Below are 19527 nucleotides of genomic sequence, written 5' to 3'. Positions count from 1 at the left end.
ACGTCTCCCTTAGTACAAATTTATAATGATACCTAGCATAACCCTAGCCACTACTCCATTACCAGACTCTTTAGGGCAGCGTAGACAGCCTCCATCGTCTGATTTCCGTCCACCGACACCAGCTGCTGTCGATCTCGGTAAAACTCAATCAACGGCTCTGTTTGCTGCCGATACACCTCAAGGCGGTTGAGAATTACCGACTCCTCATCGTCTTTGCGTCCCCGCTGTAGCAGACGAGCCACAATTACGGCATCTTCAACGTCAAGGTTAACCACAAAGTCTGCGGGCTGATCAATCTGATCCAGAATCTTCTGTAAAAACTCTGCCTGGGGCACGTTTCGCGGAAACCCATCCAGAAGCCAGCCCAGCTGCGCATCCTTTTGGCCTAGGCGCTCTTCAATCAGGTCAAGAATCAGGTCATCAGGAACGAGCTCACCAGTACTCATGTAGTGGTCAGCCTTCTGGCCTAATTCACTACCTGCCGCTACCGCTGAGCGCAAGATATCTCCGGTAGAAATATGAGGCACTTCACAATCATTAGCTAGCAATGCAGCTTGAGTTCCTTTACCAGCTCCAGGCGGTCCTAAAAAAATAAGTCGAGTCACTACTGCTTCACCATCCCTTCGTAACGTTGGGAAATCACGTAGGTCTGGATCTGCTTGGCGGTATCAATGGCAACCCCAACCAAAATCAGGAGCGAAGTAGCGCCAAAGCCACGAAAGGTCTGCACCCGAGTCAGACTTTCAACCGCACTCGGCACCACGGCTACCATACCAAGAAAAATTGCCCCTAGAAAAGTGAGACGATTTAGGATCCGGCTGATATATTCAGTTGTTGCCTTTCCAGGGCGAATACCAGGGATGCTAGCCCCCATCTTCTTCAGATTGCGAGACACATCATCAGGATTCATCACCAAAGATGAATAAAAATAGCTGAAGAAAAGAATCAGAACTAAATAAAGCGTTACGTAAAACCAAGAAGTTGGGTTCAGATAGTTATTAACAAACTGGCTGAATATTGGATTAGTGACGTACTGAGTGAGAGAAATTGGTAGCACCAGTACCGCAGAGGCAAAGATGATCGGCATTACCCCACCTTGGTTGAGGCGGAGGGGCAGGTAATTGCTCTGCTCGATGTACAACTTACGGCCTACCTGGCGTCGGGCCGAAATGATTGGAATGCGGCGAGTGCCTTCCTGTACGAAGACAATGCCTACAATCATGGCCAAAAAGGCCAACATAAGAATAATAACCCCGCCCACAAGACCGCGATCGCCGCTCTGGGCTAAGTCAATGGTCTGCCCTAAGGATCGGGGTAGTGTGGAAACAATATTCAGAAAAATGAGCAGAGAAGCACCATTCCCAATCCCCCGTTCAGTAATCAGCTCCCCTACCCACATCACAAACATTGAGCCTGCGGTTAGAGCAATTACGGTCTGGGCCACAAAAGCGGGACCCTGTACCTCGGCAAACTGATATAGCAAAAAAGAGGCCAGCAGCGTGCTCTGCAAAATCGCCCAACCTAAGGCGACGTAGCGGGTAATCTGGGAGATCTTACGACGCCCAGCTTCCCCTTCGTTTTTTTGTAAATCTTCCAGCTGAGGCAGGGCCGCCGTCAGCAGCTGCATAATGATTGAAGCGTTGATGAAAGGCAGAATTCCTAAGGCAAAAATACCTAAGGCTGACAGACCACCCCCGACAAAGATGTCTAAAAAGCCGACAAACCCCGCCAGGCTACCCGACTGAATTGATGAAGCAAAGGCCGCCCGGTCAATCCCGGGTACCGGAATAAAAATTCCCAGTCTGACCAAAACTAGCAGCCCTAGAGTCACCAGCAAGCGGCTCCGCAGGCCAGCAGCTTGGGCCATCTGCATAAATGTTTCCTGGGCACTTGGACTTTTGCCCCGACTTACGACCATGCAACAATACCTCAGCCCTACATTTAGAGATTATGTCAACTGTAGTAAGTATTCATAGGTTCTATGAATACAACTCCCAGCCCTAGTCTAAGGGATGAGAGAGTGACTTCGCTACGCAATCAACTCCCAGGTGCCGCCAGCCTGCTCAATTTTCTCTTTAGCTGATTGAGTAAATGCAGCCGCCTTTACCGTCAACGCCACACTGATCTCACCATCACCTAGAACCTTTAGGGGGCCGTCATTAGTAGTCAAAACCCCGGCTTCGAGCAGAGACTCTAGAGTAACTTCGGTACCCGTGGCCAGAGCGGCTAGACCTTTAACATTGATGATTGTGTATTCCTTCTGATTGACCAGTGGAAAATGCTTGAGCTTGGGAACCCGGCGGTAAAGAGGCATTTGACCGCCCTCAAATCCAGGTCGGGTGCCGCTACCAGAGCGAGACTTTTGACCCCGCATACCGAAGCCACAGCTAGCCCCCTGACCTGCGGAAATGCCGCGACCAACACGGCGGCGGCGGCGCTTGGAACCTGCTTGGGGTTGTGCGTCATTGATTCTCATGGCTGGGAAAATAAAAACAGCGATACGGAAAGAAACTAAACGTACAGTTGCTCGACTGGAATGTCTCGCTCGTCGGCTACATCAGCAAAGGTGCGGAGAGATGATAAAGCATCAGCCGCAGCACGGGCATTGTTAAGGGGGTTGTTAGAGCCCAACTGCTTTGCCAGCACATTACGAACCCCAGCTAGCTCTAACACGGTGCGCACGGCGCCACCAGCAATTACACCGGTACCTGGAGCTGCCGGGCGCATAAATACTTTAGCGCCACCCCCAATCCCACTGGAGGGATGAGGAATAGAGTAAGAACGAGTTAGCGGCACATCAACTAAATGTTTTTTACCATCGGCCACGCCCTTTTTAACGGCACCGATTACATCTCCTGCCTTGCCGACACCCACACCGACCTGGCCCTTCTCGTTACCAACCACCACGATGGCGCGAAAGCTTAGCTTTTTGCCCCCTTTCACCACCTTGGTGACGCGACGAATCTGGACAACGCGTTCTTGCCAGTCAGTCTTTTTCTCTTTAGTACGCGCTTCTTTGCGACGGTTTGCCATACCTTTCCCCAGCCTTGTTTACATCAAGCAAAATTAGGTGATCTCTTGCAGCCAATTACAGGCTCAAACCAGCTTCACGAGCTGCATCAGCGAGAGCTGCTACCCGCCCGTGATAAAGCTTCCCACCCCGATCAAAAACGACTTGGGTAATGCCAGCTTTCAGTGCCCGTTCGGCCAATAGCTTGCCGATGACTACAGCAGCCTCTTGAGTTGAACTTGACTCATCCTTAAGGGCTTCAGACTCAACCGTCGATGCCGCAACTAGGGTATGGTGAGCCGTATCGTCAATAATCTGGGCATAAATGTGCTGATTCGAGCGAAAAACGGCCAGGCGAGGCCGATCAGGGGTGCCAAACACGCGACGGCGAATACGGGCGTGACGACGACGGGTTAATTCTTTACGACTTGCTTTCATGGCTTACTTCTTCCCTGACTTACCGGCTTTACGTCTAACTTGCTCTCCGGCGTAGCGCACACCTTTTCCTTTGTAGGGCTCAGGAGGACGACTTGCCCGAATGCTGGCCGCAACATTACCGACTAGCTCCTTGTCAATACCGCTGATAATAACGTTGGTGTTGTTTTCAACAGCAAACTCAATTCCTGAAGGAGGTTCAAAGACAACGGGGTGACTATATCCAAGGCTAAGATTCAGATTGCGGCCTTGCACCTGGGCCCGGTAGCCAATGCCTTGAATTTCTAGACGCTTTTGGTAGCCGTTAGAAACACCTTCGACCATATTGGCCACTAGGGTGCGGCAAAGTCCATGACGCTCGCGGGCTAACCGAGACTCATCTTTGCGGTTGATCAATACGGTGTCGCCGTCCTGAACGATGACGACTCCACTGGGCAGAGTTCGAGACAACTCTCCCTTGGGTCCTTTGACCTGAACGTCCTGACCGTCAATCGTAATTGACACCTTAGCCGGGACTGGGATTGGCCGCTTGCCAATACGTGACATGATGCAAAACTCCTAAATCCTTAGCATTCGATAATTAGCCCTGGGTTAACGCCCTGCAATGCTGCTGTGTTACCAGACATAACAAAGCACTTCGCCACCAATGCCCTGACGACGAGCATCTCGATCGGTCATAATACCGCTCGATGTCGAAACGATGGCGATGCCGATACCACCCAAAACTCGTGGCAGCTCTTTGCGGTTTGAGTACACGCGTAGGCCTGGCTTACTAACGCGAGTGAGGTTGCGAATAATAGGCTGGCGGGTTTTGCCTTTATATTTGAGGGCGACCACGATCTGAGGACGTTCTTCCACGGTGGTCTCAGAATAGTCGGTGATAAAGCCTTCTTCTTTGAGCACCTTAGCAATACTCCGAGTCATCCGGGTAGAAGGAATGCCCACGGTTTGGTGCCGCGCCAGGTTCGCATTTCTGATGCGAGTCAACATATCCGCAATTGTGTCGTTAGCAGCCATAGTTCTAGTACGCGTATAAACCTGTGTTAGTTGTCACGGAACGGCATACCCAATTCCTTGAGTAGCGCTCGGCCTTCTTCATCGGTACTGGAGGAGGTCACAATAGTGATATCCATACCGCGAATTTGATCGATACTGTCGTAGTCAATTTCGGGGAATATCAATTGCTCTCGCAACCCCAAAGTATAGTTGCCACGCCCGTCAAAACTTTTTGGGCTAATGCCACGAAAGTCACGAATACGAGGCAGTGTCAGGTTGATAAGACGATTGAGAAAGGCATACATGCGATCGGAGCGCAGGGTTACCATGACTCCTACAGGCATACCCTCACGGATTTTGAAACCCGCGATCGCTTTCTTGGCACGAGTGACCACGGGACGCTGTCCTGTAATTAGAGCGAGCTCACTGAGGGATGATTCGAGTGCTTTAGCATTTTGAGACGCTTCGCCAAGACCTCGGTTGATAGTAACTTTAACAACCTTGGGCACCTGGTGAATGTTGGTGTACTTAAACTGATCCATCAATTTAGGTACTACCGTGTCTTTATATAAAGTCTTGAGCTGATCGGTCATGGGTTATTTCTACCGCTTTCCTGGGCTTGGTCAGGACTAGATGTTCAAAGTCAATGGATGGCCTAGTCGATAATCTCCCCGGTCTTTTTCAGCATCCGTACCTTCTGGCCATCTTCGGTGAAGGTGTAGGCAACACGGCTAGCCACTTTTTCTTTCTCGGAATACAGCATGACGTTAGAGCTATGAATAGGCGCCTCTTGGGTGATAATTTGGCCCGATTCACCCTCTTGTTGAGGCTTGACATGCTTGGTACGAATGTTCACGCCTTCAACAACGACCTGACTAGTTTTAGGAATGACGGTAATCACTTCGCCTACTTTGCCGCGATCGCGTCCGGCAATAACTTGAACCGTATCTCCTTTGCGGACATGAACCTTGTAACGAACGGGGTTTTTGGATGTTGTAGCCATTAGAGAACCTCCGGTGCCAGCGATACAATCTTAGTAAAGCTCTTGTCGCGCAGTTCCCGAGCCACAGGGCCAAACACGCGGGTGCCACGGGGGTTACCGTCTTGGTTAATAATCACCGCAGCATTATCATCAAAACGAATGCTCATGCCGCTGCTGCGACGCAATCCCTTCTTTGTCCGAACAACTACTGCGCGCACTACGTCTGACTTTTTTACAGCCATATTCGGTAACGCATCTTTAACAACGGCAATAATCACATCACCGACGCCGGCATAGCGACGATTACCGCCCAGTACCCGAATACACATCAGCTTCCGAGCACCGCTATTATCTGCAACGTTCAAATACGATTCTTGTTGAATCACAGTTTCCCCCTATGCATCTGCTGCGCGATTAACAATATCAGCCACCACCCAGCGCTTAGTACGACTCAGAGGACGAGTTTCCAAAATCCTTACCTGGTCTCCTTCTTCGCATGAATTCTCCTCGTCATGCACCTTGTAGCGCTTTGTCCTAACCACAATTTTTCCGTACTTAGGATGAGAAGTGCGACTTTCCACAGCAACAACAACGGTTTTATCCATCTTGTTACTAACCACCATTCCCACTCGTTCTTTAACCGCCATCTGGTTCACCTATTTCCTATGCTGATACCGATTCTGCTGTGGCCGCAATCTCTTCTTCTAAGGCAGCTAGCTGACGCTCTCGCTGAACTGTCATGAGTTGAGAAAGGCGATGACGGACATGCTTAAACTGATGCACTTGCTTATCCAGTTGACGCGTTGCCTTCTGAAAACGGAGTTGAAACAACTCTTTTTTAGCCTCAGCAATAGCCTTCGGTAGTTCTTCATCGCTCAAGCTACGAGCGTCTTCAATCTTGGAAAGTGCCATGATCTATCCCTCCTTGCTATCGCGGGCGATGAATTTAGTCTTAAACGGTAGCTTAAAGGCTGCTAACCGCATTGCTTCACGAGCAGTTGCCTCAGGTACCCCGGCAATCTCAAAAACAATTCGGCCAGGCTTTACAACGGCCACCCAATATTCTGGGTTACCTTTACCAGAGCCCATCCGAGTCTCTGCCGGACGCATAGTGACAGGTTTATCCGGGAAAACGCGAATCCAAATTTTGCCCCCTCGCCGTACGTAGCGAGTCATGGCTCGACGGGCAGCCTCAATTTGACGAGACGTTAACCAACAGGGCTCAATAGCCTGAAGGGCAAAATCACCGAAATTGATATCGCTACCTCGCTGAGCCATACCGCGCATACGCCCGCGGTGCTGCTTGCGAAATTTAGTTCGTTTTGGACTAAGCATGAATCGGCACTCGTGATGTCAGAGGTCAAAATCAATCAAAAAATGCGAGGCAAACGCTAATCTTCGTTAGAACGATCTTCAAACTGCTGTCGTCGTCGAGGCTGTCGCCGTTTTGGTTGAGCGTTAGGAGCAGCAGCTTGGACATCCTCTTGGCCTGGAATTATTTCACCCTTGAAAATCCATACTTTTACACCCAAAATGCCATAGGTAGTTTGGGCTGTGGTGTAGGCGTAATCCACATCGGCCCGCAACGTATGCAAGGGCACTCTACCTTCGCGAACCCACTCAGTACGAGCAATTTCAGCGCCATTTAGGCGGCCACTGACCTGAATTTTAATGCCTTCGACCCCAGCCCGCTGAGCTCGCTGGAGCGCCTGCCGTACCACCCGGCGAAAGGATACCCGGCGCTCCAGTTGCTGAATGATGTACTCTGCAACTAGAGCCGCATCAGCATCGACTCGATTTACCTCGACCACATTGACGCGGATTTGGCGATTGGGATCTTTAAGCAGTTTTTGCACGCCTGCCCGTAACGCTTCAATGCCAGCGCCACCACGGCCTACAACCACCCCAGGTCGAGCTGTACGCAACTCAAGATCAATCTGATCGGCTTTCCGCTCGATGCGAATATCGGCGATACCAGCGTTGTTCAAGGTTTTCTGAACGTACTCGCGTATGCGATGATCTTCTTGCAGTAGCTCAGGGTAGCGAGTACCCTCTGCAAACCAGCGAGAGCGATGCTCTTGAACTACACCAAGGCGAAACCCGGTTGGATGAATCTTATGTCCCACGAACTAGTCCTCTGGAAATTGGTGACGTAACAATTGGTGTTTGAACCAGGCAATCAATAGGTGAGCTACTCGGCAGCAGGCGCTACGGCAATAGTGATGTGGCAAGTAGGCTTGCGGATCTGATAAGCTCGGCCTTGGGCGCGAGGCCTAAATCGTTTAAGGGTAGGACCAGCGTCAGCAAAAGCTTCACTCACCACTAGACCTACCGGGTCAAGACCGTTATTATGCTCGGCATTGGCGACAGCTGAACGGAGCACCTTAGTAATGGGTTCACAAGCCTTATAGGGCATAAACTCCAGAATAATTAGGGCATCTCGATAGCTCTTGCCCCGAATTTGGTCAAGCACTCGACGTACTTTACGAGGTGACATACGCACATAGCGAGCCACCGCTTTAACCTGCTCTGAGGTATCTACAGCCATTTCTCCAATTTCCTCTACCTAATACCTAACGACGAGCTTTTTTATCGGTCTTAGCATGGCCTCGAAAAGTTCGCGTAGGCGCAAATTCTCCTAGCTTGTGGCCAACCATCTGCTCAGTGACATAAACCGGCACATGTTGACGACCGTTGTGAACCGCAATGGTATGCCCGATCATCTGGGGCAAAATTGTCGATGCCCGTGACCAAGTTTTGATCACTTGCTTATCACCCTTGATGTTGAGGGCTTCGATTTTAGAGAGAAGATGATCGGCCACAAAGGGCCCTTTTTTTAATGAGCGAGACATGATGCTTCAGCCCTAACAACAATCAAGAAACAGTCAACTGAGACAAAAATTGGGTGTAGCTTTAGGCATTACGACCGCCACGACCCCGCTTAGACACACGTCGCCGCCGCCGAACGACGTACTTGTCGCTATCTTTATTTTTCTTACGGGTTTTGTAGCCAAGGGCTGGTTTGCCCCATGGTGTAACAGGCCCAGAACGACCGATAGGAGCACGACCTTCACCACCACCATGGGGGTGATCAACTGGGTTCATTACGCTACCCCTAACTTCAGGCCGACGCCCCATCCAGCGCTTGCGACCAGCTTTGCCTAAGCTGACGTTGCGAATATCGGCATTGCCCACCTGTCCGATGGTGGCATAACACTCTCGACGCACCATACGCACCTCGGTGGAAGGGAGCTTCAGCGTAACGTAGTCACCTTCCTTAGCAACGACCTGAGCGCCAGTACCAGCAGAACGAACCATTTGCCCGCCCTTGCCCACCTGCATTTCCACGTTGTGAACTGTAGTACCTAAAGGAATTTTGTAGAGGGGTAAGGCATTCCCTACTTCTAGAGGTGAATCGGGGCCAGAGACAATGGTGGCACCAATGGCCAGCCCAGCCGGACAGAGGATATAGCGCTTCTCGCCATCTTCGTAATGAAGTAGGGAAATCCTAGCATTACGATTAGGGTCGTATTCAATAGAAGCAACCTTAGCCAGCACTCCAATCTTATTGCGGTGGAAATCGATGATGCGATATAGCCGCTTGTGCCCACCGCCCCGATGACGACAGGTGATGACCCCCCGATTGTTACGCCCTTTGGGACGATGGGTGGAACGAGTGAGCGACTTTTCAGGCTCACTACGGGTGATCTCGGCAAACTCGGAAACAGTTCGCTCGCGAGTACCAGGAGTATAAGGTCGGTAAGAACGGATGCCCATTGGAGTAATGTCTGGCTACACGGCAGAATAACGAAAATCTAGATCCAGTAATTCTAGAGATCAGGAAATAATGGAATGGAGTCCCCGGCGGCCAGCGTGACCACAGAGCGTTTGTAATGGGGGCGATGGCCCACGAATCGTCCCATACGGCGTTTTTTCTTGGGGGGGTTATAGGTGTTAACTGAGACCACCTTGACATCAAAAAGTTCTTCGATTGCCGCCTTAATTTGCAGCTTATTAGCGCGAGGATCAACCTCAAAGACATACTGGTTATTTTCCAGCAGCAGAGTTGCTTTCTCAGTAACTAAAGGCCGACGAATGAGATCAGCCAAAGATGGTGTATTTGCGGCATTAATCACTGTAAACCTCCTGGATGGCCACCAGAGCGGGGGACGTAATTACGAGATGATCGGCGTTGAGTAAGTCGTAAATATTGAGATTAGCGGCGGTTACCAGCTTTACGTTCTCGAGATTTCGAGCCGAGAGGTAAACTAACTCCTGGCGCTCTGCAATCACTAGAAGGATTTTGGCGTTGGGATCGATGCCCCAGCGGGCAATAGCGTCGAGCAGCTCACGAGTTTTGGGTCGAGAAAACTTATCTTCAAAACCTTCGACTACAACCAGATCGTCAATTCGTCCCTGCAAAGCGGTGCGTAGAGCCAAACGCCGCTCCTTGCGATTCATTTTGACGCTATAGTCGCGAGGCTTGGGGCCAAAAATAACACCGCCACCGCGCCATAGAGGAGAGCGATTGGAACCAGCACGGGCCCGACCGGTACCTTTCTGACGCCAAGGCTTGCGTCCACCACCTCGAACCTCAGCGCGGGTTTTAGTGGAAACTGTCCCCTGGCGGGAATTGTTCATCTGCCGCATAAGGGCGCGGTGAACAATGTGAGAAGCAGATTCTTCTTTAGCGACCTCAAGATCTAAGGCTGCCTTACCCGCTTCTTTACCCTCCCAGTCTTTTACAACGCACTCAACCATTGTCTAAACCTATCTCTTAGAAAGCTCCGAATGCCCGAAATCTAAAGGCTAAAACCACTCGCTGCCAAGTGGGTTAAGCCTTAACCCACTTGGCGGGGGCAATACTGAGTAGTCCGCCGGGTTTGCCTGGAACAGCGCCTTTGATCAGCAAAAGATTGCGATCGCCATCTACCCGCACAACTTGCAACTTACAGGTAGTCACTTTTGCGTTGCCCATTTGACCAGCCATGCGCTTGCCAGGATAGACTCTACCTGGAGTTGTGCCTGCACCGGTAGAGCCAGGCGCTCGGTGGTTTTTAGAACCGTGACCCATGGGGCCGCGACGAAAGTTATGACGCTTCTGGTAGCCAGCAAAACCACGACCGATACTTTTACCGGTAACGTCTACCAGTTGCCCTTCGACAAAGGTTTCGGCAGTTACTGTTTGGCCCAGCTCAAACCCATCGGTAGAATCGATGCGGTATTCCTTCAGGTGCCGCAGGGGTGCGCTGCTGGAACGAGCTAAGTGACCTAATTCGGGTTTATTCAGTTTTTTCTCGGTGACCTCATCAAACCCCAGCTGAATGGCGGCGTAACCGTCAGTATCGGAGGTTTTGATCTGAGTGACAACGCAGGGGCCAGCCTGCACCACCGTGACCGGGATAGCATTACCTGCCTCATCGAATACCTGGGTCATGCCCAGTTTTTTGCCGAGAATACCGACTGCCACAGCCCTGTCTCCCTATTAACACATCACGAAATGCGCTTAGCTCCCAAACGAGGTCAAGAGCACTGCGCACTTACAACAACATCGACTTTTGAACACCCCAGATGGAGAAACTCACCGGGGTGAGAGCGCCGACACTCAGTCGGCAATCATTCAAAAGAAAAACGACTCACTCTGCACCAAAGTATGCCTTTGATATAGCCACGAAACGTCTAGCGGCGTCAGAGGAACATCGAATGCCAGGACTTGGGCAACTCCTTTAAGTCACTCAGTATCCTTTTTCATCGGCGACTTACTATGGTACATCCCTAATCCGTGTATGTCTATACTTTTTGAGGAAAAGTTTCGCTGTCCGCAGGATGTCTCTCGCTTTAGAGGAGAAATACGTTGGTGTTAGGGGCTGCCTCTGGCTTGATACAGAGTACAATATCGACTGTATTGCTATGGACTGACAGAGGGCAACTATGGCGCTGTTGACAACGGGTAAACCCTTTATCAAAGCCCTGGAGGGCAGTGGTGCGATCGCTGTACGCATGCCCTTGGAAGGAGGGTTTGAAGGGCGTTACGAGCGTCGTCTAAAAGCGGTAGGTTACGAAACGATGAACCTCACGGCCCGGGGGCTGGGCGATCTGTCGTCTTATCTCATGGCCATCCACGGGGTGCGTCCGGCTCATTTGGGCAAAAAGACTCTAGGTAATGGTGCAGCCGTAGGCTATACCTATTTTATTCCTCCGATGCTGACCTATCGTCTGGAGACGATGTCGCCCCAGGCTAAAGGTATGGTGTTGTGGCTGATTGAGGGCCACATTCTGTCGCGTCAGGAGCTGGCTTATTTGGTTAGTTTGCCTACCCTTGAGCCTCGAGTAAAGGTGGTCGTGGAAGTTGGTGGCAGTCGTTACTTCGACTGGGAGCCTCTAGCTAATTTTGTCTAAGGGTCGAGAATGATCTACTTGAACAGGCTGCCCTTGAATCCGTTAGGTATGCCCTGCCAAAATTGACGGTCTGCATGAATATTGACCTTGCCTTTGGGGCTGGCTGCGAAGATAAACCTGAAAGTGGTTTAGCTATTCAACCTGGTGCTACGCCCCATCTTGCGCTACAGCAGGGACATTGGGTAAAGCTGATCTGCGGCGCCAGCTATCAGGATATGCCTGCGGTGCGGCTGTTGGTCATGCTCTATGCTCTGGCCGGAGTTGATTGCGTTGACGTGGCTGCTGATAGCGCTGTGATTGCAGCGGCTCGTCGGGGTTTAACAGATGCTGTACAACTGGCGGCGATGCTGGGCGATCAGCTCTGGGGTAAAGTATTGCCATTCCCGCAAGGATTGCCCTGGTTAATGGTTAGCCTGAACGACAGCGAAGATCCCCATTTTCGCAAGGCTCACTTTGAATCAGCCCACTGTCCCTCAGATTGCGATCGCCCTTGTGTCTCAGTCTGTCCTACTGCTGCTATTCAGTTTCAAGGGCCAAGTCTTGGTGGCGTTGCTACCGATCTATGCTACGGCTGCGGGCGCTGTATAGCTGTCTGTCCGGTCGGGCAGATTGAGGCTCAGTCTTACCTGGCCAGTCCTGAGGCCTTTTCAGCCCAGCAGCTGGCTCAAATTGACGCAATCGAGATTCATACCCAAACTGGGCACCGGGAAGAGTTTGCTCAGCTTTGGCAGCGTCTAAGGCCCTGGCGATCCCACCTAAAGCTAGTTTCTATTAGCTGTCCTGATCATGACCAGGTAGTGCCCTATCTGAGAGAATTGTACGAGTTGATGGCACCGCTATCGGTACCGCTAATTTGGCAAACTGACGGTCGCCCGATGAGTGGTGATCTGGGCAAAGGGACGACCCATGCCGCAATTCGTTTGGCCCGAAAGGTTCTAGGGGCTGGTCTACCCGGCTATGTCCAACTGGCAGGGGGCACCAATGCCTACACTGTGGACAAACTATTGGAACTGGGTTTAATCAATCACAGGTCTTTTGCGTCCCCATCCGACGGCTATGGGCAAATCGGCGAGATCTCTAGATTCCAAACGGCTAGGATGGATGCTGCGTCAGCCGCTGCAACTATTGCGGGTATTGCCTATGGCAGCTATGCGCGATCGCAGGTGCTACCCCTAATAGAAGACCTTGAGAAAGAACTAGAGCTGTGGCTAGACGATGGTTCCTATGAACAATCTGATGGCAGACAGGTTGCTTCTCTAGCCCCCAGTACCTCAGAGTTTCCCTGGCCAGCATTAGATCACAGTGCTTTTAGGCATAGTCTAACTCGAGCTCAAAAACTGGTCGGGCAGCTCAAATTTCATCAACATTTTTTGCCAACACGTTATGGTTAGCTATAGCGATGACAGCTTGATGAATGATTAACCAAGCCGTAACGCCCTTGCCAACGACATTTCTGCCCTAATAACTGCGCCGTGGACTTTTTACCCACTGAATCCGCAGGGACAGACCACAACCACTCTGCCCCTGCCCAAGACCTACCTATTGACGATTTAGATCAGCTGCTGAGCATTTTGCCGCCCTCAATCCGGGCCCAACTGGCTCACCACAGTCAGCGCCAGAGTTTAATCGAAGTCGTTCTGGATCTGGGACGTCTGCCCGAAGCGCGTTTCTTCAGCAGCGTAGAGTATTTGTCCGAAGCCCCTGTCACCCACGCTGATCTCGACCACTGCATCAAGCGAGTCGGTGCTTTTGGCGGCGATAACCGGGCTGGCATTGAGAAAACGCTGCACCGCATTAGCGCTATTCGCAACCGCTCCGGGGAAGTGATTGGCTTGACCTGCCGGGTGGGCCGAGCGGTATTTGGTACGATCGGCATGATCCGCGATTTGGTAGAAACAGGCCGATCGATTCTGATGCTGGGTCGCCCTGGCGTAGGTAAGACCACAGCCCTGCGCGAAATCGCCCGAGTGCTGGCCGACGACCTGCAAAAGCGGGTGGTCATTATTGACACCTCTAACGAGATTGCCGGCGATGGTGATATTCCCCACCCTGCTATTGGCCGGGCCCGACGCATGCAGGTAGCCCATCCTGAGGAGCAGCATCGGGTCATGATTGAAGCGGTGGAGAACCACATGCCCGAGGTTATTGTCATTGACGAGATTGGCACTGAGTTGGAGGCCCTAGCCGCACGCACCATTGCTGAACGCGGGGTGCAGCTGGTGGGTACTGCTCACGGTAACCGGCTGGAAAATCTGATCAAAAATCCTACCCTCTCAGATCTGATTGGAGGCATTCAGTCGGTCACGCTTGGGGATGAGGAAGCCCGCCGCCGGGGTAGCCAAAAGAGTGTACTAGAGCGCAAGGCACCGCCTACCTTTGACATTGCGGTAGAGATGTTAGAACGTCAGCGGTGGGCCGTCCACGACGACGTTACTATCACCATCGATAATCTGCTGCGGGGGCGGCAGCCGGGGCTGCAAATTCGGACTGTCGATGAGCATCAAAAGGTGATCATCACCCATGAGCTATCTGGCTCTGGGCGAGAAGTGACGAAGCCGTCACGGGGCTGGCGCGCCGCTGGGCAGATGGCACCGCCTACGCCTAGCGCCACCATCTCCCAGCGCACCCGTAGCAATGGCAATAGTATTCGGCCCCTAGGGGAGGTCTACAGTGCCCAACCCGCCACTGATCCTATGTTCGCTCACCTGCTAGAAATGACTGGCGATGACGACATGGTCGGGCCTAACGGGGAAGATGCTATGCGCCTGTACCCCTATGGCCTCAGTCGTCATCAAATTGAGCGGGTGATTCAAACGCTACATATGCCCGTGGTCATCACCAAAGATCTAGATCATGCCGATGCGGTGCTGGCGCTGCGATCGCACGCTAAGGCCCAGGCCAAGCTTAAGCATATAGCCCAAGGGCGACAGATCCCCGTTCATTTAGTTAAGTCCAACAGCATTCCACAGATTACCCGCGCTCTACAGCGATTGTTGGACATCGACGATAATCCTGCTGCCGTTGACCTGGAGTTGTTTAGCCACAGCGGTGGCGATGACGAGTTAGAAGCCCTTGAAGAAGCTCGTCTGGCGGTGGAGCAAATCGTCATTCCCAAAAGCCAACCGGTAGAACTACTGCCCCGCTCAGCCCGCATTCGCAAAATGCAGCACGAGCTGGCTGAGCACTATCGACTCAAATCCCTCAGTTGTGGCGAAGAACCCAACCGCCGACTGCGCATTTATCCCGCCTGAGTTGCCATCATTAATCCCTATGACTGCAAATACGATGGGCGCAGAGCGCTATAGAATAAGAGCACCGAAATGACCCCAGCGCGGGAATCAGTGCCTGTTTTCTGGGCCTGTCATTCGGCCTGAAATCTTTCAGAGAAGCCTATGAAATCATTAATTGCTCGTTTTGTTGCCCTGGTCCTGGTTGCTGTCATTGGCCTGACAGGATGTAGTGCCGGTACTAGTGGCATGCTCACCGGCGACTACCGCCAGGATACGCTGATGTTGGTAGATAGCCTGAGAACTTCCATTGAACTACCTGATGATGACCCAGCTAAGATTGAGGCTCAGGCGGCAGCTAAAGCTGTGATTAGTGATTTTGCATCGCGCTATCGCCGCGATGCATCGGTGGCAAACCTGAGTTCTTTTACCACCATGCGAACCGCTTTAAACGCGATCGCTGGACACTACAGTAGCTATCCTAATCGGCCTCTGCCTGAGAAGCTCAAAACTCGAGTTGCCCAAGAGCTTAAACAGGTCGAAGCCGCTCTCAACCGTGGAGCATAGGTTTAAGAAACCCTTCACCTACGTGACTGTTCAAGCGCGGGCGCTTGAACAGTCACGTATTGAGTTCAAAAGATATAGTTGACGGTTTGCGTGAGACTTGGTAGCATAGCAATTCTGTAGTGAAGTGCGAGTTGGACATGAAAGTCCGTGCGTCTGTGCGCAAAATGTGCGACAAGTGTCGAGTGATTCGCCGCCGTGGTCGAGTCATGGTAATTTGTTCGAACCCCAAGCATAAGCAGCGACAGGGTTAGGGGTAGTCTGACAAGTTATTCATACATCTGCAGATGTTAGTTTAACCGTCGGAGACTTTCGGGTTTATTGACTGAGAATAGCTTACTTAAACCTTTTCTTCTGGTTTTTGTGCAGAGCTTTTGGTGGTCTGGGCATCGGCCCAATTTCAAGAATAGGCATAACTAGGTGGCTGTCATTGGGCTGCATGGTTAGAACCAATTACGGGGGAGATAGTTAAGGTGGCACGGATAGCAGGCGTGGATTTGCCACGTGATAAACGAGTCGAGATTGGTTTGACCTACATTTATGGTATCGGTCCTACCCGCTCTAAGGAAATCCTAGAGAAAACCGGGGTCAATCCTGACATTCGAGTTAAGGATTTGACCGATGCTGATGTTGCTAAGCTGCGGGATTCTGTAGAAAGTGACTATCAGGTTGAAGGAGACCTGAGGCGGCTTGAGAGCATGAACATCAAGCGTCTGATGGATATCGGCTCCTATCGGGGGCGTCGGCATCGGGCCGGGTTGCCAGTGCGTGGGCAGCGTACCCGCACTAACTCGCGTACTCGCCGTGGTGGCACCCGTCGCACCGTCGCAGGTAAGAAGAAGGCTCCTCGTAAATAGTTCTGTTTTGGGGCTTTGAAATCCTCAGGGACTTTAGAGGCTTGAAATGAACAAAACTCGCTGACCTGGGTGGCGAGTTTTTCGGACTGTTTGCTGGCGTTTTTAATCAACGTCGTTCGATATCCTCCCCTCGCTTTACTGACTACCGCTCAGGCTGAACGATAAATTTTGTTGAACTGGATTTAGTGACAACCCCATGCCCAAACCAACCCGCAAGACTGGACCTCGTAAGAGTAAAAAAAATATTCCTAGCGGTGTAGCCCATATTCGCTCCACCTTCAATAACACTATTGTGACGATTACCGATCAGTCTGGGGAAGCCATTTCCTGGGCTTCGGCTGGTTCCAGCGGATTCAAGGGGGCTAAGAAGGGAACTCCTTTTGCGGCTCAAACCGCTGCGGATAGTGCAGCCCGTCGAGCGATGGATCAGGGAATGCGCCAGATTGAGGTAATGGTCAGTGGCCCTGGGGCTGGTCGAGAGACGGCTATTCGTGCTCTCCAAGGTGCTGGATTAGAGATAACGCTCATTCGAGACGTTACTCCTATTCCTCACAATGGCTGTCGTCCGCCAAAGCGGCGCCGAGTTTAGAGGTTAGAGGTTAGAGGTATCATTGGCCAGGTTAATTGCGCATTGGGTCTTGTTCGATCCGAGCAGTCGCAGGGTTTAAGGGAGGCAGGATTTTGGCACAGTTTCATGTTGATTGCGTAGAGTCTGTGGTCGAAGACGACCAGAGTCAGTATGGCCGCTTCGTAATCGAGCCTTTAGAGCGGAGTCAGGGGACAACCGTGGGCAATGCCCTACGGCGGGTGTTGCTCTCGAACTTAGAGGGAGTGGCCATTACGGCAGTGAGAATTGCCGGTGCTACCCATGAGTTCTCAACGATTACAGGCGTTCGAGAAGATGTGTTGGATATTCTCCTAAACATGAAGGAGATTACTTTGCGCAGCTACTCGAGCCAACCACAAATTGGTCGTTTGCTAGTTCAGGGGCCAGCTCGCGTTACGGCTGGGCATTTTGAGCTACCTTCAGAAGTGGAGGTGGTTAACCCGGAACAGTATGTGGCCACCGTGGCTGATGGCTACACTCTAGAAATGGAATTCAGAATTGAGCGTGGCCAAGGTTACCGCGCTGTGCAGCGTAGTAAAGACGATGCTACAGCTCTGGATTTCATTCAGATTGATTCCATCTTTATGCCGGTCAAAAAGGTCAACTATTCTGTAGATGAAGTGGTCATGTCGGGCTCAATGCAGCGCGATCAACTCACTATGGATATTTGGACCAATGGCAGCATTACCCCTCAACAAGCTATGAGTCAGGCTGCTGATATTTTGGTGGCTCTATTTATGCCGCTTAAAGATGTCACGCTTGAGCCCAAATTTGACGAAGAGGTTAAGGAAGAGGATCCTAACAATCAGATTCCGATTGAGGAGTTGCGGCTGTCGGTGCGGGCCTACAACTGTCTAAAACGGGCTCAAATCAACTCAGTGGCAGATTTGCTTGACTTTAGTCAAGAAGACCTCTTAGAGATCAAGAACTTTGGTCAGAAGTCTGCTGAAGAAGTGATTGAAGCTCTTCAGGAGCGGTTGGGTATTACTTTACCTTTGGAAAAAGCTTCCAAAACCTCTTAAATCGTGGCTTGCGACTAAGGCGGGTTTTGTGTCCTCTGGCTTGCTGATCTGTTAACTGTCTCTTGTTGCTGTTATTTTTGTCGTTCATCTGAGTCCTGTGCCATGCGTCACCGTTGTCGCGTTCATCAACTTGGGAAGCCAGCGGATCAGCGTAAAGCTCTGCTGCGCTCTCTGACCACGGAGTTAATCCGTCATGGTCGTATCACCACGACCAAAGCTCGAGCTAAGGCCGTCCGAGAAGAGGCCGATCGCATGATCACATTGGCTAAGGATGGGTCTTTGTCGGCTCGTCGACAGGCCATGGGATATATTTACGATAAGCAGTTAGTTCACGCTCTGTTCAGCCAGGCTGGTGAGCGTTACGGCGATCGCAAGGGTGGCTATACTCGCGTCGTCAGAACTGTTCGTCGTCGTGGCGACAATTCTGAAATGGCTATTATTGAGTTGACTTAAGTAATTCGTTTCTGCCTGTTCTTGTATTCTGCATTTGATCGTCCTTTGCTTATTTATGGAGAAGCTCTCACCTATACAGCGCGGCTTAGCGGATCAGCCTGCTGAGTTTGCCCAAGCAACTCAGCGAGTTGCATTGGTTGTGCAATATGTGGGCACCCACTTTCATGGTTGGCAATGGCAGCCCAATGCCCGCACAGTGCAGGGAGAGATTGAATCAGCAATTTGTTCGGTCTTGGGCTATGGCGTACGCCTTAGTGGCGCTGGGCGAACTGATACCGGAGTTCATGCGGCGGCCCAGATCGCTCACTTTGATGCACCTAACTTTATCCCGGCGCATCGTTGGTCAAATGTTCTCAACGCTCGCTTGCCTGCGGATGTTTTGATTCGGGCAGCAGCGGTGGTGCCCGATACCTGGCATGCTCAGTTTTCGGCCTGCTGGCGTCGCTACCGCTACACTGTATATACAGAGCAGCAGCCTAACCTGTTTGTGCATCCTTTTGTGTGGCACTACTATCGCCAGCATCTAGATCAGAGCAAAATTCAGTCTGCTCTAGAGGCTATGGTGGGTCACCACGACATGGCCGCCTTTCACCGAGCCAGGTCAGGCAAGAGTCATTCTTGGGTAGACTTACAGTCTGCTGAGTGTCGCCGTCAAGATACATTTCTTACGGTCGAACTTCAAGCTAAGGGCTTTTTATATGGCATGGTACGCCTGATCATGGGGCTGGTTATTAAGGTTGGCAGTGGAGAACTCTCTCCAGCAGAGTTTGGTCAACTTTGGCAGCAGCGTCAGCGCCAGCGAGTTAAGTATGCTGCGCCAGCTCAGGGGTTATGTCTTCTCCGAATAGGTTATGATCATAATCCATTTGCTCCAGAGGTGTGGTTTGATACCCAGCCTCACTTCTTTTGGGGCTCGGCGATAGCCTAAAGATTTTTCAATTCCCTCGTTAGTTTAGTTAGTGTGGTTCATCCAAA

General features: G+C 51.4%; 30 protein-coding genes. 10 read left to right on the top strand and 20 right to left on the bottom strand.

Annotated features, from left to right (window positions below):
- Positions 1 to 50 precede the first annotated feature (50 nt).
- The 20 genes from IQ254_RS08495 to rplC form a co-directional block, all read right to left on the bottom strand.
- Complete coding sequence (locus IQ254_RS08495) at positions 51 to 605, bottom strand: adenylate kinase (protein WP_193965746.1); 555 nt, start codon at positions 603 to 605, stop codon at positions 51 to 53.
- Positions 605 to 1918, bottom strand: a complete 1314-nt coding sequence (gene secY / locus IQ254_RS08490) for a preprotein translocase subunit SecY (protein WP_193965745.1) — start codon at positions 1916 to 1918, stop codon at positions 605 to 607. Before secY ends, IQ254_RS08495 begins: the two co-directional genes overlap by 1 nt.
- 111 nt (positions 1919 to 2029) lie before the next feature.
- Positions 2030 to 2476 carry a 50S ribosomal protein L15 gene (gene rplO, locus IQ254_RS08485; protein ID WP_193965744.1) on the bottom strand — a complete coding sequence of 149 codons (447 nt, stop codon included), beginning with the start codon at positions 2474 to 2476 and terminating at the stop codon, positions 2030 to 2032.
- Between the two features lie 35 nt (positions 2477 to 2511).
- Positions 2512 to 3033 (bottom strand): 30S ribosomal protein S5, encoded by a 522-nt coding sequence (gene rpsE / locus IQ254_RS08480; protein WP_193965743.1) that lies wholly within the window; start codon positions 3031 to 3033, stop codon positions 2512 to 2514.
- Between the two features lie 55 nt (positions 3034 to 3088).
- Entirely contained in the window at positions 3089 to 3448 is a 360-nt protein-coding gene (rplR, locus tag IQ254_RS08475; protein WP_193965742.1) for a 50S ribosomal protein L18, read from the bottom strand.
- 3 nt (positions 3449 to 3451) lie between these two features.
- Positions 3452 to 3991 (bottom strand): 50S ribosomal protein L6, encoded by a 540-nt coding sequence (gene rplF / locus IQ254_RS08470; protein ID WP_193965741.1) that lies wholly within the window; start codon positions 3989 to 3991, stop codon positions 3452 to 3454.
- A gap of 69 nt (positions 3992 to 4060) precedes the next feature.
- Complete coding sequence (rpsH, locus tag IQ254_RS08465; protein WP_193965740.1) at positions 4061 to 4462, bottom strand: 30S ribosomal protein S8; 402 nt, start codon at positions 4460 to 4462, stop codon at positions 4061 to 4063.
- Positions 4463 to 4488: 26 nt separating this feature from the next.
- Complete coding sequence (rplE, locus tag IQ254_RS08460) at positions 4489 to 5034, bottom strand: 50S ribosomal protein L5 (protein ID WP_193965739.1); 546 nt, start codon at positions 5032 to 5034, stop codon at positions 4489 to 4491.
- Positions 5035 to 5096: 62 nt separating this feature from the next.
- On the bottom strand, positions 5097 to 5444 hold the full coding sequence (rplX, locus tag IQ254_RS08455; RefSeq protein WP_193965738.1) for a 50S ribosomal protein L24: 348 nt from the start codon (positions 5442 to 5444) through the stop codon (positions 5097 to 5099).
- Entirely contained in the window at positions 5444 to 5809 is a 366-nt protein-coding gene (rplN, locus tag IQ254_RS08450) for a 50S ribosomal protein L14 (RefSeq protein ID WP_193965737.1), read from the bottom strand. The genes rplX and rplN overlap by 1 nt, the downstream gene beginning before the upstream one ends.
- A gap of 9 nt (positions 5810 to 5818) precedes the next feature.
- Entirely contained in the window at positions 5819 to 6070 is a 252-nt protein-coding gene (rpsQ, locus tag IQ254_RS08445) for a 30S ribosomal protein S17 (RefSeq protein ID WP_193965736.1), read from the bottom strand.
- A 16-nt stretch (positions 6071 to 6086) separates the two neighbouring features.
- Complete coding sequence (rpmC, locus tag IQ254_RS08440) at positions 6087 to 6335, bottom strand: 50S ribosomal protein L29 (RefSeq protein WP_193965735.1); 249 nt, start codon at positions 6333 to 6335, stop codon at positions 6087 to 6089.
- Positions 6336 to 6338: 3 nt separating this feature from the next.
- Entirely contained in the window at positions 6339 to 6758 is a 420-nt protein-coding gene (gene rplP / locus IQ254_RS08435; protein WP_193965734.1) for a 50S ribosomal protein L16, read from the bottom strand.
- 56 nt (positions 6759 to 6814) lie between these two features.
- Positions 6815 to 7549 (bottom strand): 30S ribosomal protein S3, encoded by a 735-nt coding sequence (gene rpsC, locus IQ254_RS08430; protein WP_193965733.1) that lies wholly within the window; start codon positions 7547 to 7549, stop codon positions 6815 to 6817.
- A gap of 65 nt (positions 7550 to 7614) precedes the next feature.
- Positions 7615 to 7971 (bottom strand): 50S ribosomal protein L22, encoded by a 357-nt coding sequence (gene rplV, locus IQ254_RS08425; protein ID WP_193965732.1) that lies wholly within the window; start codon positions 7969 to 7971, stop codon positions 7615 to 7617.
- Positions 7972 to 7996: 25 nt separating this feature from the next.
- Positions 7997 to 8275, bottom strand: a complete 279-nt coding sequence (gene rpsS / locus IQ254_RS08420; protein WP_193965731.1) for a 30S ribosomal protein S19 — start codon at positions 8273 to 8275, stop codon at positions 7997 to 7999.
- Between the two features lie 61 nt (positions 8276 to 8336).
- Complete coding sequence (gene rplB / locus IQ254_RS08415) at positions 8337 to 9200, bottom strand: 50S ribosomal protein L2 (protein ID WP_193965730.1); 864 nt, start codon at positions 9198 to 9200, stop codon at positions 8337 to 8339.
- 53 nt (positions 9201 to 9253) lie between these two features.
- Positions 9254 to 9559, bottom strand: coding sequence for a 50S ribosomal protein L23 (locus tag IQ254_RS08410; protein WP_193965729.1), 306 nt, complete (start codon positions 9557 to 9559; stop codon positions 9254 to 9256).
- Positions 9552 to 10184 carry a 50S ribosomal protein L4 gene (gene rplD / locus IQ254_RS08405; protein ID WP_193965728.1) on the bottom strand — a complete coding sequence of 211 codons (633 nt, stop codon included), beginning with the start codon at positions 10182 to 10184 and terminating at the stop codon, positions 9552 to 9554. The genes IQ254_RS08410 and rplD overlap by 8 nt, the downstream gene beginning before the upstream one ends.
- Positions 10185 to 10257: 73 nt before the next feature.
- Complete coding sequence (rplC, locus tag IQ254_RS08400) at positions 10258 to 10893, bottom strand: 50S ribosomal protein L3 (RefSeq protein WP_193965727.1); 636 nt, start codon at positions 10891 to 10893, stop codon at positions 10258 to 10260.
- Positions 10894 to 11354: 461 nt separating this feature from the next.
- Here rplC and ndhN point away from each other — a divergent pair, with 461 nt between their 5' ends.
- From ndhN to truA, 10 genes are all read left to right on the top strand, one after another.
- Positions 11355 to 11822 (top strand): NAD(P)H-quinone oxidoreductase subunit N, encoded by a 468-nt coding sequence (gene ndhN / locus IQ254_RS08395; protein WP_193965726.1) that lies wholly within the window; start codon positions 11355 to 11357, stop codon positions 11820 to 11822.
- A gap of 74 nt (positions 11823 to 11896) precedes the next feature.
- Positions 11897 to 13213, top strand: coding sequence for a circadian clock protein LdpA (gene ldpA, locus IQ254_RS08390; protein WP_193965725.1), 1317 nt, complete (start codon positions 11897 to 11899; stop codon positions 13211 to 13213).
- A gap of 150 nt (positions 13214 to 13363) precedes the next feature.
- A complete protein-coding gene (locus tag IQ254_RS08385) occupies positions 13364 to 15073 on the top strand; it encodes a R3H domain-containing nucleic acid-binding protein (protein ID WP_369011297.1) in 1710 nt (569 codons plus the stop codon).
- Between the two features lie 141 nt (positions 15074 to 15214).
- Positions 15215 to 15616: a photosystem II protein Psb27 gene (psb27, locus tag IQ254_RS08380; RefSeq protein ID WP_193965723.1), complete on the top strand. Its 402-nt coding sequence runs from the start codon at positions 15215 to 15217 to the stop codon at positions 15614 to 15616.
- 137 nt (positions 15617 to 15753) lie between these two features.
- Positions 15754 to 15867: a 50S ribosomal protein L36 gene (gene rpmJ / locus IQ254_RS08375; protein WP_071527191.1), complete on the top strand. Its 114-nt coding sequence runs from the start codon at positions 15754 to 15756 to the stop codon at positions 15865 to 15867.
- A gap of 219 nt (positions 15868 to 16086) precedes the next feature.
- Positions 16087 to 16470 (top strand): 30S ribosomal protein S13, encoded by a 384-nt coding sequence (gene rpsM, locus IQ254_RS08370; protein WP_193965722.1) that lies wholly within the window; start codon positions 16087 to 16089, stop codon positions 16468 to 16470.
- 196 nt (positions 16471 to 16666) lie between these two features.
- The gene (rpsK, locus tag IQ254_RS08365) at positions 16667 to 17059 is read left to right on the top strand and encodes a 30S ribosomal protein S11 (protein ID WP_193965721.1); all 393 of its coding nucleotides are present in this window, start codon (positions 16667 to 16669) and stop codon (positions 17057 to 17059) included.
- A gap of 92 nt (positions 17060 to 17151) precedes the next feature.
- Positions 17152 to 18099 carry a DNA-directed RNA polymerase subunit alpha gene (locus IQ254_RS08360; protein WP_193965720.1) on the top strand — a complete coding sequence of 316 codons (948 nt, stop codon included), beginning with the start codon at positions 17152 to 17154 and terminating at the stop codon, positions 18097 to 18099.
- 102 nt (positions 18100 to 18201) lie between these two features.
- The gene (rplQ, locus tag IQ254_RS08355) at positions 18202 to 18552 is read left to right on the top strand and encodes a 50S ribosomal protein L17 (protein ID WP_193965719.1); all 351 of its coding nucleotides are present in this window, start codon (positions 18202 to 18204) and stop codon (positions 18550 to 18552) included.
- Positions 18553 to 18607: 55 nt separating this feature from the next.
- Positions 18608 to 19480 (top strand): tRNA pseudouridine(38-40) synthase TruA, encoded by an 873-nt coding sequence (truA, locus tag IQ254_RS08350; protein ID WP_193965718.1) that lies wholly within the window; start codon positions 18608 to 18610, stop codon positions 19478 to 19480.
- Positions 19481 to 19527: the final 47 nt, after the last annotated feature.

It is taken from the genome of Nodosilinea sp. LEGE 07088 (genome assembly GCF_015207395.1).
Lineage (GTDB): Bacteria > Cyanobacteriota > Cyanobacteriia > Phormidesmidales > Phormidesmidaceae > Nodosilinea.
This window is presented reverse-complemented; position numbering and strand designations above follow the sequence as displayed.

Bases quoted from the DNA above. Each gene is read 5' to 3' on its own strand.
- secY (WP_193965745.1), bottom strand. From the start codon at position 1,918: ATGGTCGTAAGTCGGGGCAAAAGTCCAAGTGCCCAGGAAACATTTATG.
- rplO (WP_193965744.1), bottom strand. From the start codon at position 2,476: ATGAGAATCAATGACGCACAACCCCAAGCAGGTTCCAAGCGCCGCCGC.
- rpsE (WP_193965743.1), bottom strand. From the start codon at position 3,033: ATGGCAAACCGTCGCAAAGAAGCGCGTACTAAAGAGAAAAAGACTGAC.
- rplR (WP_193965742.1), bottom strand. From the start codon at position 3,448: ATGAAAGCAAGTCGTAAAGAATTAACCCGTCGTCGTCACGCCCGTATT.
- rplF (WP_193965741.1), bottom strand. From the start codon at position 3,991: ATGTCACGTATTGGCAAGCGGCCAATCCCAGTCCCGGCTAAGGTGTCA.
- rpsH (WP_193965740.1), bottom strand. From the start codon at position 4,462: ATGGCTGCTAACGACACAATTGCGGATATGTTGACTCGCATCAGAAAT.
- rplE (WP_193965739.1), bottom strand. From the start codon at position 5,034: ATGACCGATCAGCTCAAGACTTTATATAAAGACACGGTAGTACCTAAA.
- rplX (WP_193965738.1), bottom strand. From the start codon at position 5,444: ATGGCTACAACATCCAAAAACCCCGTTCGTTACAAGGTTCATGTCCGC.
- rpsQ (WP_193965736.1), bottom strand. From the start codon at position 6,070: ATGGCGGTTAAAGAACGAGTGGGAATGGTGGTTAGTAACAAGATGGAT.
- rpmC (WP_193965735.1), bottom strand. From the start codon at position 6,335: ATGGCACTTTCCAAGATTGAAGACGCTCGTAGCTTGAGCGATGAAGAA.
- rplP (WP_193965734.1), bottom strand. From the start codon at position 6,758: ATGCTTAGTCCAAAACGAACTAAATTTCGCAAGCAGCACCGCGGGCGT.
- rplV (WP_193965732.1), bottom strand. From the start codon at position 7,971: ATGGCTGTAGATACCTCAGAGCAGGTTAAAGCGGTGGCTCGCTATGTG.
- rpsS (WP_193965731.1), bottom strand. From the start codon at position 8,275: ATGTCTCGCTCATTAAAAAAAGGGCCCTTTGTGGCCGATCATCTTCTC.
- rplB (WP_193965730.1), bottom strand. From the start codon at position 9,200: ATGGGCATCCGTTCTTACCGACCTTATACTCCTGGTACTCGCGAGCGA.
- rplD (WP_193965728.1), bottom strand. From the start codon at position 10,184: ATGGTTGAGTGCGTTGTAAAAGACTGGGAGGGTAAAGAAGCGGGTAAG.
- ndhN (WP_193965726.1), top strand. From the start codon at position 11,355: ATGGCGCTGTTGACAACGGGTAAACCCTTTATCAAAGCCCTGGAGGGC.
- ldpA (WP_193965725.1), top strand. From the start codon at position 11,897: ATGAATATTGACCTTGCCTTTGGGGCTGGCTGCGAAGATAAACCTGAA.
- psb27 (WP_193965723.1), top strand. From the start codon at position 15,215: ATGAAATCATTAATTGCTCGTTTTGTTGCCCTGGTCCTGGTTGCTGTC.
- rpmJ (WP_071527191.1), top strand. From the start codon at position 15,754: ATGAAAGTCCGTGCGTCTGTGCGCAAAATGTGCGACAAGTGTCGAGTG.
- rpsK (WP_193965721.1), top strand. From the start codon at position 16,667: ATGCCCAAACCAACCCGCAAGACTGGACCTCGTAAGAGTAAAAAAAAT.
- rplQ (WP_193965719.1), top strand. From the start codon at position 18,202: ATGCGTCACCGTTGTCGCGTTCATCAACTTGGGAAGCCAGCGGATCAG.
- truA (WP_193965718.1), top strand. From the start codon at position 18,608: ATGGAGAAGCTCTCACCTATACAGCGCGGCTTAGCGGATCAGCCTGCT.